This is a genomic window from Maribacter sp. MMG018, from assembly GCF_018100785.1.
Taxonomy (GTDB): Bacteria; Bacteroidota; Bacteroidia; order Flavobacteriales; family Flavobacteriaceae; genus Maribacter.
Window position 1 is genome coordinate 1,374,463 of record NZ_JAGJEC010000001.1, and the last position, 12,999, is coordinate 1,387,461.

At 38.6% G+C, this 12,999-nt stretch carries 11 protein-coding genes; 3 read left to right on the top strand and 8 right to left on the bottom strand.

The window, feature by feature from the left end; translation table 11 throughout:
• Nucleotides 1-25: 25 nt before the first annotated feature.
• From J8L85_RS05895 to pyrH, 3 genes are all read right to left on the bottom strand, one after another.
• On the bottom strand, nt 26-2,413 hold the full coding sequence (locus J8L85_RS05895; protein WP_211015483.1) for an efflux RND transporter permease subunit: 2,388 nt from the start codon (nt 2,411-2,413) through the stop codon (nt 26-28).
• Nucleotides 2,414-2,555: 142 nt separating this feature from the next.
• Nucleotides 2,556-3,110: a ribosome recycling factor gene (frr, locus tag J8L85_RS05900; RefSeq protein ID WP_211015485.1), complete on the bottom strand. Its 555-nt coding sequence runs from the start codon at nt 3,108-3,110 to the stop codon at nt 2,556-2,558.
• A gap of 41 nt (nt 3,111-3,151) precedes the next feature.
• Nucleotides 3,152-3,859 carry a UMP kinase gene (gene pyrH, locus J8L85_RS05905; RefSeq protein ID WP_047246399.1) on the bottom strand — a complete coding sequence of 236 codons (708 nt, stop codon included), beginning with the start codon at nt 3,857-3,859 and terminating at the stop codon, nt 3,152-3,154.
• A gap of 172 nt (nt 3,860-4,031) precedes the next feature.
• Here pyrH and J8L85_RS05910 point away from each other — a divergent pair, with 172 nt between their 5' ends.
• Nucleotides 4,032-5,906 (top strand): peptidase M61, encoded by a 1,875-nt coding sequence (locus J8L85_RS05910; protein WP_211015487.1) that lies wholly within the window; start codon nt 4,032-4,034, stop codon nt 5,904-5,906.
• Nucleotides 5,907-5,987: 81 nt separating this feature from the next.
• Here the strand turns inward: J8L85_RS05910 and tsf are convergent, their stop codons facing one another.
• The 4 genes from tsf to rplM form a co-directional block, all read right to left on the bottom strand.
• Nucleotides 5,988-6,812 (bottom strand): translation elongation factor Ts, encoded by an 825-nt coding sequence (gene tsf, locus J8L85_RS05915; protein ID WP_211015489.1) that lies wholly within the window; start codon nt 6,810-6,812, stop codon nt 5,988-5,990.
• 59 nt (nt 6,813-6,871) lie between these two features.
• Nucleotides 6,872-7,924, bottom strand: coding sequence for a 30S ribosomal protein S2 (gene rpsB / locus J8L85_RS05920; protein ID WP_211015491.1), 1,053 nt, complete (start codon nt 7,922-7,924; stop codon nt 6,872-6,874).
• Nucleotides 7,925-8,168: 244 nt separating this feature from the next.
• Nucleotides 8,169-8,555 (bottom strand): 30S ribosomal protein S9, encoded by a 387-nt coding sequence (gene rpsI, locus J8L85_RS05925; RefSeq protein ID WP_047246395.1) that lies wholly within the window; start codon nt 8,553-8,555, stop codon nt 8,169-8,171.
• Nucleotides 8,555-9,010 carry a 50S ribosomal protein L13 gene (rplM, locus tag J8L85_RS05930; protein ID WP_047246394.1) on the bottom strand — a complete coding sequence of 152 codons (456 nt, stop codon included), beginning with the start codon at nt 9,008-9,010 and terminating at the stop codon, nt 8,555-8,557. Before rplM ends, rpsI begins: the two co-directional genes overlap by 1 nt.
• 246 nt (nt 9,011-9,256) lie before the next feature.
• Here rplM and J8L85_RS05935 point away from each other — a divergent pair, with 246 nt between their 5' ends.
• Both J8L85_RS05935 and J8L85_RS05940 read left to right on the top strand, forming a co-directional pair.
• Nucleotides 9,257-11,887, top strand: coding sequence for a DUF5916 domain-containing protein (locus J8L85_RS05935; protein ID WP_211015493.1), 2,631 nt, complete (start codon nt 9,257-9,259; stop codon nt 11,885-11,887).
• A 121-nt stretch (nt 11,888-12,008) separates the two neighbouring features.
• Complete coding sequence (locus tag J8L85_RS05940) at nt 12,009-12,509, top strand: lipocalin family protein (RefSeq protein WP_211015495.1); 501 nt, start codon at nt 12,009-12,011, stop codon at nt 12,507-12,509.
• Between the two features lie 45 nt (nt 12,510-12,554).
• Here J8L85_RS05940 and J8L85_RS05945 read toward each other — a convergent pair whose 3' ends face one another.
• Nucleotides 12,555-12,890, bottom strand: coding sequence for a T9SS type A sorting domain-containing protein (locus J8L85_RS05945; protein ID WP_211015497.1), 336 nt, complete (start codon nt 12,888-12,890; stop codon nt 12,555-12,557).
• Nucleotides 12,891-12,999: the final 109 nt, after the last annotated feature.

Genomic DNA, 12,999 nt, shown 5'->3' on the forward strand with positions numbered 1-12,999 from the left:
AACAATATAAACGCTAAAAAAGTGTCTAGTCGTTTTCTTCTTCTTTAGGTAATATGTCTATCTGCGGTTTTTTTAACGTTTTTTTGTTGGCGATACTCTTCTCTAGCGATAGCAAAAGAGAGGGGAGTAAAATAAGATTCGCGAGCATGGCAAAGAGAAGTGTTGCCGATACAAGTGCCCCAAGGGCCACGGTACCTCCAAAATTGGAAATAATAAAAACCGAAAAACCAAAGAACAATACAATAGAGGTGTAGAACATACTAACACCTGTTTCTCTTAAGGCGGCATAGACCGATCTTTTTATGTGCCATTTTTTGGAAGCAAGTTCTTGCCTATATTTTGCCAAGAAATGTATGGTGTCGTCTACAGATATACCAAAAGCAATACTAAATACCAAAATGGTAGAAGGTTTTATGGGAACCCCTACAAAACCCATGATACCGGCCGTTATGATAAGGGGTAGCAGGTTTGGTATAAGTGATATTACGATCATTCTGAACGAGCGGAACAAATAGGCCATAAACAGGGCAATAAGCCCAATGGCCAGAGCTAACGATGAGATTAGATTGTTTACTAGGTATTTGGTTCCTTTTAAAAATATGAGCGCGCTACCGGTCATATAAACATTGTATCGTTCGGCCGGAAAAATTTTGGCAATGTTCTCTTTAAGACGGCCCTCGATGTCTTCCATGCGATCTGTCTTAACATCTTGCATGTATGTGGTAATACGTGCTATCTGGCCCGTACTGTCCACAAAACTTTTAAGAAGGTTGTTGTCGTCCGTAGATTTTCGGGCAACATCCATGATAAAGGTGTTCTCTTGACTTGTAGGTAGTTGGTAATATTTTGGTATTCCGTTGTAGAATGCCTGTTTTGAATATTTTACCAGATTTACAATAGATAGGGGAGGGGACAGCTCGGGTATTTCTTCTATAACTTCACCAAGGCGGTCCATTCTTTTTAAGGTCGCGGGCTTTAATACCCCTTTTGGGTTTTTGGTATCCACTACGATTTCTACGGGCATAATGCCGTCGAACTCTTTTTCGAAAAAACGGATATCCTTAAAGAATTCTGCCTTTTTGGGCATGTCCTCTATAGGGCTTCCGGATATTTCAATTTGGTAGATACCAATAATGCTTATGACCAATAGGCAAATAGAGACGGTGTAAACGGTTATTCTTTTATGGCGAACAATGTTTTCCATCCAGCTAACAAAAGTATCGATCCATCTTTTGTTCAAATGTTTTAAATGCCTTGTTTTGGGTAACGAAAGGAAACTGTATACGATTGGTATTATCAACAGTGATAAAACAAAAATGCCGATAATATTTATAGAGGCGACAATACCAAACTCTTTTAAGAGTTTACTGTCGGTAATTATAAATGTGGCAAAACCAGAAGCGGTTGTAATATTGGTCATTAAGGTCGCATTTCCAATTTTTGAGATTACCCGTTGAAGTGAAAGTGCTTGGTTGCCATGTTTTTTAACCTCTTGTTGGTATTTGTTGATAAGGAAAATACAATTGGGAATTCCGATTACAATGATCAATGGCGGTATTAATGCCGTAAGTACCGTTATTTCATATTGTAATAACCCTAAGACACCAAATGCCCACATAACCCCTATGATTACCACGCACATAGAAATGAAGGTGGCTCTGAAGCTTCTAAAGAAAAAGAAGAATATCAAAGAGGTAACGCCCAGGGCTGCCAGAATAAATTTGCCGATCTCATCGATGATGTTCTGTGAGTTCATAGTACGCACATAAGGCATACCTGATATATGAACATTAAGGTTTGTTTCGTTCTCAAACCTTTTTATCAAATGGTTAAGGTCTTGTAAAATAAAATCTTTTCTAACGCTGGTGTTAACGATATCCTTGTCAAGGTACATGACCGTTCTTACGGTCTTGCTTTCTTTGTTGTAGATCAGATTTTCATAAAAGGGCATTTCATTGAACAGGTGTTGGGTAACGCTGTCAACCTCCTTAATAGTCTTTAGCTCCCCTGTGATAAGGGGTTTCATGACAAACTGTTGTTTTTGGTTGTCTTTTATGAGTTCTTGAAGGTTGTCGGTAGAAAGAACAAAATCGACTTCTGGGAAAGCACTAAGTTGTTTGCTTAATTTGTTCCATCTGTTAAAGATAACAGGGTTAAAGAGTGCACTGTCCTTTATGGCTAATACCACAGCATTGCCTTCTTCTCCAAATTGGGTTAAAAAGTGTTGGTATTCTATATTTACCGGATGGTGGTCTGGAAGTAGATTTGCCTGCGAACTAGAGAAGCGCATATTCTTCCATTGCATGGCAAGAAATACTGTGAAGGCAGCCACTAGCAACAAAATCAATATTCTGTTTCTTAATATTATTCTAGCTGTTTTAGCCCAAAATCCTGTGGTAAGTTTAGCAACCATACTTATTTTTAGAAGAATGCAAAGTTAACCAATGTGGATAACTGTACCTAAAAATGTAGTTTAAAAAGAATATGGATCTGAACAAAAAAAGCAGCTTTCAATAGCTGCTTTTTTAAATGTTCTTGAATTAAGTCTGAAACTTTTAAACTTTCATGATTTCAGCTTCTTTCGCTGCTAAGAAATCATCTATTTTTTTTACGTACTTATCTGTAAGTTCTTGTACGTCCACCAAAGCCTTTTTTTCCAAGTCTTCGGATACTTCCAAATCTTTAATGTCTTTATTGGCATCTTGCCTTGCGCTTCGTACACCTACCTTGGCGTGCTCTGCCTCTGCTTTTGCTTGTTTGGTCAATTGAATTCTACGCTCTTCTGTCAATGGAGGAACGTTGATAATTATTAGGTCTCCGTTGTTCATGGGGTTAAACCCTAGATTGGAGTTCATGATGGCTTTTTCAATCTCTGACAGCATACCTTTTTCCCATGGTTGAACAGAGATGGTTCTACCGTCTGGGGTGTTTATATTGGCCACTTGCGACAAGGGTGTTTGAGATCCATAGTATTCAACCATTACAGAGGAAAGCATAGCGGGGCTTGCTTTTCCTGCTCTAATTTTAACGAACGCTCTTTCTAAATGAGCAATAGCGGCATTCATACTTTCTTGTGCGGCGTCTAAAACAAATTGTATCTCTTCGTTCATAGTGAAATTTTCTTTAGGGAAACATTAATTGTGCCAAAAAACTACATGTTTACAGTAGTTCCGATGGTTTCGCCTTCGATTATTTTTAAAAGATTTCCTTTTCTGTTCATATCGAACACAACAATGGGTAGTTCGTTTTCTTGGCTAAGGGTAAAAGCGGTGGTATCCATCACTTTAAGTCCTTTTTGCAATACATCTTGAAAAGAAATGGTGTCGAACTTTGTTGCGTTTTTGTCCTTTTCGGGGTCCGAAGTGTATATACCATCTACCCTTGTGCCTTTTAAGATGACGTCTGCTTCAATTTCGATGGCCCTTAAAACTGCGGCAGAATCGGTGGTGAAATATGGATTGCCGGTACCGCCACCAAATATGACCACCCTTCCTTTTTCTAAATGTCTTAGTGCTCTTCTTCGAATAAAAGGTTCGGCAACTTCATTGATGTGTATGGCAGATTGCAACCTGGTCTGCACATCTTTCATCTCTAAGGCGCTTTGTAGGGCCAAGCCATTTATTACCGTTGCCAACATTCCCATATGGTCTCCTTGTACACGGTCCATTCCGGTAGCTGCTCCAGCTAAGCCCCTGAAAATATTTCCTCCGCCAATTACTATGGCTACTTGGATTCCTTTTTCAACTACCTGTTTTATTTCTTCCGCATACTCGGCCAATCTTTTGGGGTCGATTCCATATTGGTTTTCGCCCATTAATGCTTCGCCGCTGAGTTTTAGGAGTATCCTTTTATATTGCATCGTTGATATATTTCGGAGCAAAAATAATGAAAAAAATCCATGGGGTACAAAGTCAAATGGTGGACTTGTAAAAGATAATTATTTGCCAATAATGAAGATTGGGTGTTTTATTTTTGATATTCTTGCAGATTATTGTGTTGTAAACAATTCTTCAATTAATAATAAAACTTAAATGAAAAAGATTATAGGGTACGTAATCGTACTATTTGTTATTTATAGTTGTGGCGGTGGCAAATCGTTGGTCGCGCTAGATAAGTCGCCGATTATGGTGCATATGGATTTGGTGGATGTTACCGATGATAAAGTAGCTGTAATAATAGATCCTGGTGCTTTTAGTCAAGATGAGATTTCTTTTAGGATACCTAAAACTGTACCTGGTACCTATAGTTCTGATGATTATGGGAAATATGTGGAGAATTTTGTGGCATATGATTATAAGGGTAAAGAAATGATGGTGTCTAAATTGGATGCAAACACCTGGAAAATTGCGGATGCCAGAAACTTGGATAAGGTCAATTATTTTGTAAATGATACCTATGACACGGAAAATGAAGTTTCCGATGCTGTTTTTTCCCCTGCGGGCACCAATATATTAGAGGGAGAGAACTATATGTTGAACCTACATGGGTTTGTTGGTTATTTTGATGGGTATAAAGAAGTGCCTTATTTTATAAATATTAAAAAACCGGAAGATTTGATTGCTACAACCACGCTTGCCAACGAGTCGGATATAAAGCCCGACCCCCTTTGGGATAGCTTTGTGGCCAGTAGATATTTTGAGGTTATCGACAATCCCATTATGTATGCCAAACCTAATACCGAAACTTTTAATGCAGGTGATATAGAAGTGACCATTAGTGTGTATTCGCCGAACGGTGTTTATAAAGCTTCTGATCTAAAAGATAGGATGTATAAGATGATGAATGCCCAAAATGCCTTTCTTGGGGAAATGGATACAACCAATAAGTATAATGTTCTATTGTATCTGTCTACTATGGAGGAAGATGATGCCATGGGATTTGGAGCACTGGAGCACCATACTTCTACGGTGGTGGTGTTGCCAGAGGCAATGTCGGTAGAAAGGCTGGGGCAGGCAATGGTGGATGTTGTTTCACATGAGTTTTTTCATATAGTTACCCCGTTGTCGGTACATTCGAGGGAAATTCAGTTTTTTGATTTTAACGATCCACAAATGTCACAACATTTGTGGATGTATGAAGGTACAACAGAGTACTTTGCCAATCTCTTTCAAATTCAACAAGGTCTTATTGCCGAAGATGAATTTTACAATCGCCTAATGGGAAAAGTAAACAATGCAAAGAGTTATGACGATGCGATGTCTTTTACTACAATGAGCCAACATATATTGGAAGAACCTTATGAATCCAATTATGCCAATGTGTACGAAAAAGGAACTTTGATAAATATGGCCTTGGATATTTTGTTGCGGGAAAAAAGTAATGGGGAAAAAGGGGTGTTATGGCTGATGAAAGAGTTGTCTAAAAAATATGGAAAAGAAACCCCGTTCGAAGATGATAAGCTTATTGATGAGATAGTGGCTCTTACCTATCCAGAGGTGAGAACCTTTTTTGATACCCATGTGATCGGAAATACTCCTATCGATTATAAAATGTATTTGTCAAAGGTTGGGTTGACTATGGGTGAGGTAATGGAAGAGACAGGATATTTTTTACAAGGTGAAATGCCGTATATTGATATAGCTCAAGAGGATGGTAAAACCATTTTTGTGCGTAAGGGGGTTGCCTTGAATAGTTTTTTCACTGATTTAAATGTGCAGGGTGGGGATGTAATAAAAAGTATCAACGATACACCTATTAATTTAGATACTATGCGACAGGTTATTGGTCAAAGTTTTGGCTGGAGCCCGGAGACCCGCATAAAAATGGTATTGATAAGGGATGGAGAGGAGTACACCGTAGAAGGCCCAGTAGGGACTCCTGTTGTTAAGGTGTATAAAATTGCCCCAGCAGCAGGGGCTTCACAAATAGAGGTAAGTCTAAGAAAAAAATGGTTGGGTATTGAATAGAAAGGTGTAGAAAAGAAAAGGAGTAAATAAAAACGCCAGGCTATGCCTGGCGTTTTTTATTGTTAAGGGTTAATTTATAAATTAACCTAAAGCAACTCTTTTAAAACCGGTTACTTTTAAATCCGCGTCTACAGACTTAACGTAGTCGGCAACACTTTGCTTGTTATCTTTAATAAAAGCTTGGTTTACCAATGTGTTGTCTTTAAAGAAACGCTTTAGTTTTCCTTTAGCGATATTGTCTAACATAGCTTCTGGTTTTCCTTCTTGGCGAAGTTGGTCTTTGGCTATTTCGATTTCTTTATCGATTACAGATTGGTCTACGCCATCTTCGTTCAAAGCAACAGGATTCATTGCCGCAGCTTGCATTGCAACATCTTTGGCTGCAGTTTCAGCACCGTCAACAGCAGCTGACAATCCGGTAAGAACAGCAATTTTGTTTCCCGCATGTATGTATGAACCAACAAAAGGAGCGCTTAATTTTTCAAAACCGCCGATCTCTATTTTCTCACCTATAACACCGGTTTGCTCTGTTAACTTGTCCTGTACGGTCATACCGTTAAAGTCGGCAGCTAAAAAAGCTTCTTTGTTGTCGTAGTTAAGGGCCAAATCGGCTAGATCGTTCGCCAATGTAACGAAAGTGTCATTTTTGGCAACGAAATCTGTTTCGCAATTCAATGAGATGATTACACCTTCGGTTTTGTCTGCGTTCACCTTGGCTATGGCAGCGCCTTCAGATGAATCTCTGTCGGCTCTTTTGGCTGCAACTTTTTGTCCTTTCTTACGAAGAATTTCGATTGCTTTATCGAAATCGCCTTCAGCTTCGACCAAAGCTTTTTTGCAATCCATCATACCGGCACCGGTAGTCTTTCTTAATTTGTTTACTTCTGCAGCAGTTATTTTTGCCATTTTATTATTTTTTTATCCTCCTTTAAAAAGGAATTATTTTTTTAATTCTTAAAAGTATATTATTCTACTCCTCCCTTAACGTTGTCTTGCCATTCCTTTAACTCGTCCCATTTACCGTCTGCGGCCATTTGGGCTTGTTTTGGCCAAGAAGTAGGGTCTAAATGAGCCATTCTTGAGCTAGCTTCCGTTAAGATTTCTTTCATTTTTTCGGCATCCGCTTTGGCAACTTTTTCATAAGTGTCTATACCGGCGTTAACAAGCGCTTCTGCTGCTTTTGGGCCTACACCTTCGATTTTGGTTAAATCGACAGCTTCTGCTTTTGCTTCCGTTTTTTCTGCTTTTGGGGCGGCTTCAGGAGCTTCTTTTGCTTCTTGTTTTTTAGGGGCTTTTTCCTTTTTGCTTTCGGCAGCTTCCGCTTTTTCAGATTTGCGCTCTGCAAGACCTTGTGCAACAGCATCGGTAACCTGTGTCATGATGATGTCTATAGATTTTGAAGCGTCATCGTTTGAAGGGATCAAGTAATCTACATCTCTTGGATCAGAGTTTGTATCTACCATCGCAAAAATAGGAATGTTCAATTTTTGGGCCTCTTTTACCGCGATGTGCTCTCTCATTGTATCAACGATGAACAAGGCACCTGGTAAACGGGTCATTTCAGAAATAGAACCTAAGTTCTTTTCTAATTTAGCTCTTAAACGGTCTACTTGTAAACGTTCCTTTTTTGATAGGGTAAGGAAAGTTCCATCTTTTTTCATTCTATCGATAGAAGCCATTTTTTTAACGGCTTTACGGATAGTTACAAAGTTGGTCAACATTCCACCTGGCCATCTTTCTGTGATGTAAGGCATGTTTACTTTTGCTGCTTTTTCAGCAACAATGTCCTTTGCTTGCTTTTTTGTTGCTACAAAAAGAATTTTTCTTCCAGATGCTGCAATTTTGCTCAACGCTTCATTTGCCTCATCTAATTTTGCAACTGTTTTGTAAAGATTGATAACGTGAATACCGTTACGCTCCATGTAGATGTAAGGAGCCATGTTTGGGTTCCACTTTCTGGTAAGGTGGCCAAAATGCACACCTGCTTCTAATAATTGTTTTACTTCGACTTTCGCCATTTTAAATTTAGTTTACGTTCTTTTGAATTAGCAATAACAAAGTGGTATTCCGAAATAACGAAAAGCCTTTGCTATTTAGATGCTAAACTAATTTACCTTTATTCGTAAGTGTACGATGTAAAGGGTTTTTAAGTGTCCTGAAAAAAGGACTTTCAATGAACTTGTTAAAATACCGAACTCGTTTCGGTACGAAAAAAATATAAAGAAGCATCCGCCAATTGACGGATGCTTTAAAAACTCTTGATTAACGTTTAGAGAACTGGAATTTCTTACGGGCTTTCTTCTGACCGAATTTCTTACGTTCTACCATTCTTGGATCCCTGGTCAATAAACCTTCGGGCTTAAGAATTGTTCTGTTTTCGGCATCAACTTCGCACATTGCACGAGAAATGGCCAACCTGATAGCTTCAGCTTGCCCAGTGATACCTCCACCATATACGTTTACCTTAACGTCGTAATTGTCCGCTGTATCGGTAAGTGTAAATGGTTGCTTTACTTTATATTGTAAAGTCGCTGTTGGAAAATAATCGTTTAAATCTTTATTGTTTATAGTGATCGTTCCATTTCCTTGAGAAAGATAAACTCTGGCAACAGCCGTTTTTCTTCTACCTATTTTGTGAATTATTTCCATTACTTAAGGTCTTTTATATTTACTGCAGTAGGTTTTTGAGCTTCTTGTCCGTGCTCAGGACCAACATAAACTTTTAAGTTTCTAAAAAGATCTGCTCCCAATCTGTTTTTTGGCAACATTCCTTTTACGGCTCTCTCAACAATGGATGCAGGATTTTTTTCCAACAACTCTTTTGCTGAAGTATAACGCTGGCCGCCTGGGTAGCCCGTGTACCTTTGATACGTTTTGTCTGACCATTTGTTACCGCTCAAAGTAACTTTCTCAGCATTGATGACAATTACGTTGTCACCGCAATCAACATGTGGGGTAAAACTTGGTTTGTGTTTTCCTCTCAACAAATTAGCCACTTTAGAGGATAAACGACCTAGCGTTTCTCCTTCGGCATCAACCAACAACCACTCTTTGCTTACGGTCGATTTATTGGCAGATATGGTTTTATAACTTAATGTATCCACTGCTACTATATTTTAACTATTATTCTTTTCAATTCCGTGAAATGGGCTGCAAATGTACAACTATAAACTTGAATTGCAAATAGTTGTTTCTTATTATTTCCAGTTTTTTTTAAAGCCGGTCAATTCTATAAATTCTTTCTGCCTATTTTTTTACTTATGACCGTTAAAAACCGAATAAAATACATTATTGTTGTAACAACCCTCCGTTTTTTAAGTCATTGAATTAAATCAAAACTACGATCAATCATGATAGACCGTCTTTGTATGGTGTTTATTTTAATGACATCCTTCAGTATTATTGGACAAAAAGATTCTGCAAACATAGTCAAAAGAACATATACAACGGCGGTATTGCCCCATGATATACATATTGTTATAGATGGGGATCTAAGTGATGATGGTTGGAATGTTGTGGAATGGGATGGTGGTTTTACGGTTTTTGATCCGAACAATGGCGAACCACCAAGTCAGCGAACTAAATTTAAAATAACCTATGATGATAGGTTTTTATATGTAGCGGTGCGCTGTTACGATAGTGTGCCTTCCAATATAGAGAAACGATTGGCCCGTAGAGATAATTTTGCGGGGGATTGGATAGAGATTAATATAGATAGTTATAATGATAAACGAACAGGTTTTTCTTTTAATGTATCTGCCGCAGGGGTAAAGGGGGATGAGTTTATTTCTCGAAATGGAGATTATTGGGACGATAGTTGGAATCCTATTTGGTATACTGCCGCTAATATAGATGATGAAGGTTGGACGGCTGAAATGAAAATTCCCTTTAGTCAGTTGAAATTCGGTAAAAAGCAAGAACAGGTATGGGGGCTGCAATTAAATAGAAGATATTTTAGGGGTGAAGAGCGTTCGTTATGGCAGCCTATGCAAAGGGACGCCCCTGGGTGGGTAAGCGAATTCGGAATGTTGAAGGGGCTGATCGATATACAGCCACAAAAGCAGTTGGAGATTCAGCCATTTGTGGTAAATCAGTTCGATACCTATCCGGCGGAAGAAAATAATCCTTTTAGGGATGGTGATGATTTTCGGTTGAATGGAGGTTTAGATGCCAAAATAGGTATTACCAACGACCTTACGTTAGATTTGACCGTGAATCCCGATTTTGGACAGGTAGATGCCGACCCGGGAGCCATTGCTTTAGACGGGTTTCAAATTTTCTTTGAAGAAAGGCGCCCTTTTTTTATTGAGAACAAGAATATTTTCGATTACGAGTTCGCCGATGGTAACGATAATCTTTTTTATAGTAGACGAATTGGTAGGGATCCCCAAGGTTTTGTAGTTGGCAATGATGTTGGTTTTGTTGATCAACCCAAAAATTCCACTATTTTGGGTGCTGCCAAATTTTCGGGAAAAACAAAAAATGGATGGTCGTTAGGTTTGCTAGAAAGCGTAACGGGCAATATGTATGCGGAGGTACAAGATACTTTGGGGGGTAGAAGAAAGGAGTTGGTAGAGCCTTTGACCAATTATTTGGTGGGCAGGGTGCAGAAAGATTTTAACGACCGTAATTCTTTCGTTGGAGGCATTTTTACCGCTACCAATAGAAATTTGCCGGATAATTTAGACTTCTTAAGAAAGGAGGCTTATTCCGGCGGATTCGATTTTAGGCATAGTTGGAAAGAAAGAAATTATTATTTGGAAGGTAATTTGGTCGGAAGCCATATTGTTGGTAGTGAAGAAGCCATTGAACGAACACAAAAAAGCATAACCCATTTGTTTCAAAGGGTAGATGCCGGCCATGTGGAAGTTGATTCGAACAGAACGTCGCTTTCCGGTACCGGGGGCAAATTGGAAGCTGGCAAGGCCGGAGGGGGAAATTGGCGCTATAATGGAGGCGTTATTTGGCGTTCTCCGGAATTGGAACTCAACGATGTAGGTTTTTTGAGACAGGCCGATGAAATTAAGCAATATGCTAGTCTTAGGCGATTGTTTTTAAGGCCTACCAATTTTTTTAGAACGGCGCAAATGGAATTGGAGCAGTATACCACCTATGATTTTGAGGGGAACTATAATAGAATTCAATACGAGTTTCAGGGTTTTATAAACTATAAGAACAATTGGTGGACAGAGGTGGGTGCGGCCCATAAACCCAGAATATACTCTAATACGGTACTAAGGGGAGGACCTCGATGGCGATGGTCCGAAGAGAATTTTTGGTATTTGTTTTTTGGTTCCGATGCGAGAAAAAAATTCAATTTCACCCTTGGTTATGTAAATAGTCAAGCGGCGGAAGATAACTTTTCGTTGGTTCGTTATGTATTGCGTTTTAATTATCAGCCATTTGATGCTTTTAGTCTTTCTGTTTCTTCCGAGTATGAAGAGAATCCGAATAAGACCCAATATGTAATGGAGGCTAGTTTTAATAATACGCCAAGGTACGTTACGGCCAATATAGATCAGCGAACCTTTAATACTTCCATACGGTTCAATTATAGTTTAAACTCCAATCTGTCTATTCAGTATTATGGTGAACCATTTATATCAAGGGGAACCTATACCGATTTTAATTATGTGGAAGATCCTATTGCCGAAAAACTTAAAGACAGGGTCACGTTGTATTCCGATGGCCAAATCTCTAGAATAAATGGGGGAAGTTCATATATGGTCGATGAAGATATAGATGGTGTTACCGATTATGAAATAGAGGATCCTGATTTTTCATATGTTCAATTTAGGTCTAATTTGGTTTTAAGGTGGGAATATGTTCCCGGATCCGAGATTTTCTTGGTCTGGTCACAAGGCGTGGTCGGTTTCGGGGATCCTACAGAGACTTTGGGGAGAAATCTGGACAATCAGATTCTTGGGCAAAAAAAGGAGAACACCTTTCTTTTAAAGGCTACCTATCGTTTTATACTTTAAGCCTTCTTTACCTGTAATGGAAGCATGGTTTTATCATGATAGAATAATTGCATGGTGCGGTTCTAGAAAATATAACGGCTCTTTTTTCGTTGTATCTATTTAATAACCAAAACTTACGATTATGAAATTCAACATATTTTTGTTTTTAACGACGGTATTCTTTCTGAGTTCTTGTAGTTCTGATAAAGACGAAACCCCCGAGATAGATTCTTCTACACAAATTGAAGGAACTTGGGATGCGACCGCATTAAGAATAGACGAAGACAATGCTAGTGACGATGCAAAGTTCGGTCAGCAGATTCTTGAGTTTTTGACCAATAAAGATTGTTATATAATTACCCTTACCTTTAATGGGGATATGGCCGTTACAGCTGAAAATTCATCTAATTATTTAGAAATAAACGCTACCGATTCCGGTTTAGATGTTCCGTGCCCAACAGAATCGGACACAGAGTCCAGCGTCTACACTTATGATGGTAGTATATTGACTATTGTAGATGAAGATGGTGAAACTGTGGAAGTGAATGTTAGTATAGACGGTGATATTATGGTCGTTGATGCGGCAGATTTGGATATACCTAATTTTGACGATAGCGGAGAACTCATATTTATGAGAAGATAAGCGTTCTAGAGCGTTCCGACCCTTTTTAAGTCAAACTTTAAGTGTTTATTTTTTTATGAACTTTTTGCGTATAGATTGTTCCTCTGAATGGATGGTAAGCATATAAACACCGTTGTCTATATGGGCTATGGGTATGTTCAATGCATTGTTTTTTATTTCCCAATGATAATTTAAAATGGGTTTGCCGTAAGCATCTGAAATTAAAATGGAAGCTTTGGGGGTATTTTGAAGTCCCAGAACATTAATTACTGTGGTGGCAGGGTTCGGAAAAAGTTTTACGTTTTCTGTTAGGGTAGAATTGGATAGGGCTCCGTTGGATTGTGAATTGGCAAGCGTTATTATGCCAATCATAAAAACCACTAAGACCGTTATCTTTTTCATTGTATCTCACTTAACCGTAAAGGCTTATTAATACAACGTTGAGTTTTTTCGTTTTAGTCTGGCTTTGGCAACGATTTAACATTTTTCTGAAAAAATTGAGGAAAAATTT

Bases quoted from the DNA above. Each gene is read 5' to 3' on its own strand.
- J8L85_RS05940 (WP_211015495.1), top strand. From the start codon at position 12,009: ATGAAATTCAACATATTTTTGTTTTTAACGACGGTATTCTTTCTGAGT.
- frr (WP_211015485.1), bottom strand. From the start codon at position 3,110: ATGAACGAAGAGATACAATTTGTTTTAGACGCCGCACAAGAAAGTATG.
- J8L85_RS05935 (WP_211015493.1), top strand. From the start codon at position 9,257: ATGATAGACCGTCTTTGTATGGTGTTTATTTTAATGACATCCTTCAGT.
- rpsB (WP_211015491.1), bottom strand. From the start codon at position 7,924: ATGGCGAAAGTCGAAGTAAAACAATTATTAGAAGCAGGTGTGCATTTT.
- tsf (WP_211015489.1), bottom strand. From the start codon at position 6,812: ATGGCAAAAATAACTGCTGCAGAAGTAAACAAATTAAGAAAGACTACC.
- J8L85_RS05910 (WP_211015487.1), top strand. From the start codon at position 4,032: ATGAAAAAGATTATAGGGTACGTAATCGTACTATTTGTTATTTATAGT.
- rpsI (WP_047246395.1), bottom strand. From the start codon at position 8,555: ATGGAAATAATTCACAAAATAGGTAGAAGAAAAACGGCTGTTGCCAGA.
- J8L85_RS05945 (WP_211015497.1), bottom strand. From the start codon at position 12,890: ATGAAAAAGATAACGGTCTTAGTGGTTTTTATGATTGGCATAATAACG.
- pyrH (WP_047246399.1), bottom strand. From the start codon at position 3,859: ATGCAATATAAAAGGATACTCCTAAAACTCAGCGGCGAAGCATTAATG.
- J8L85_RS05895 (WP_211015483.1), bottom strand. From the start codon at position 2,413: ATGGTTGCTAAACTTACCACAGGATTTTGGGCTAAAACAGCTAGAATA.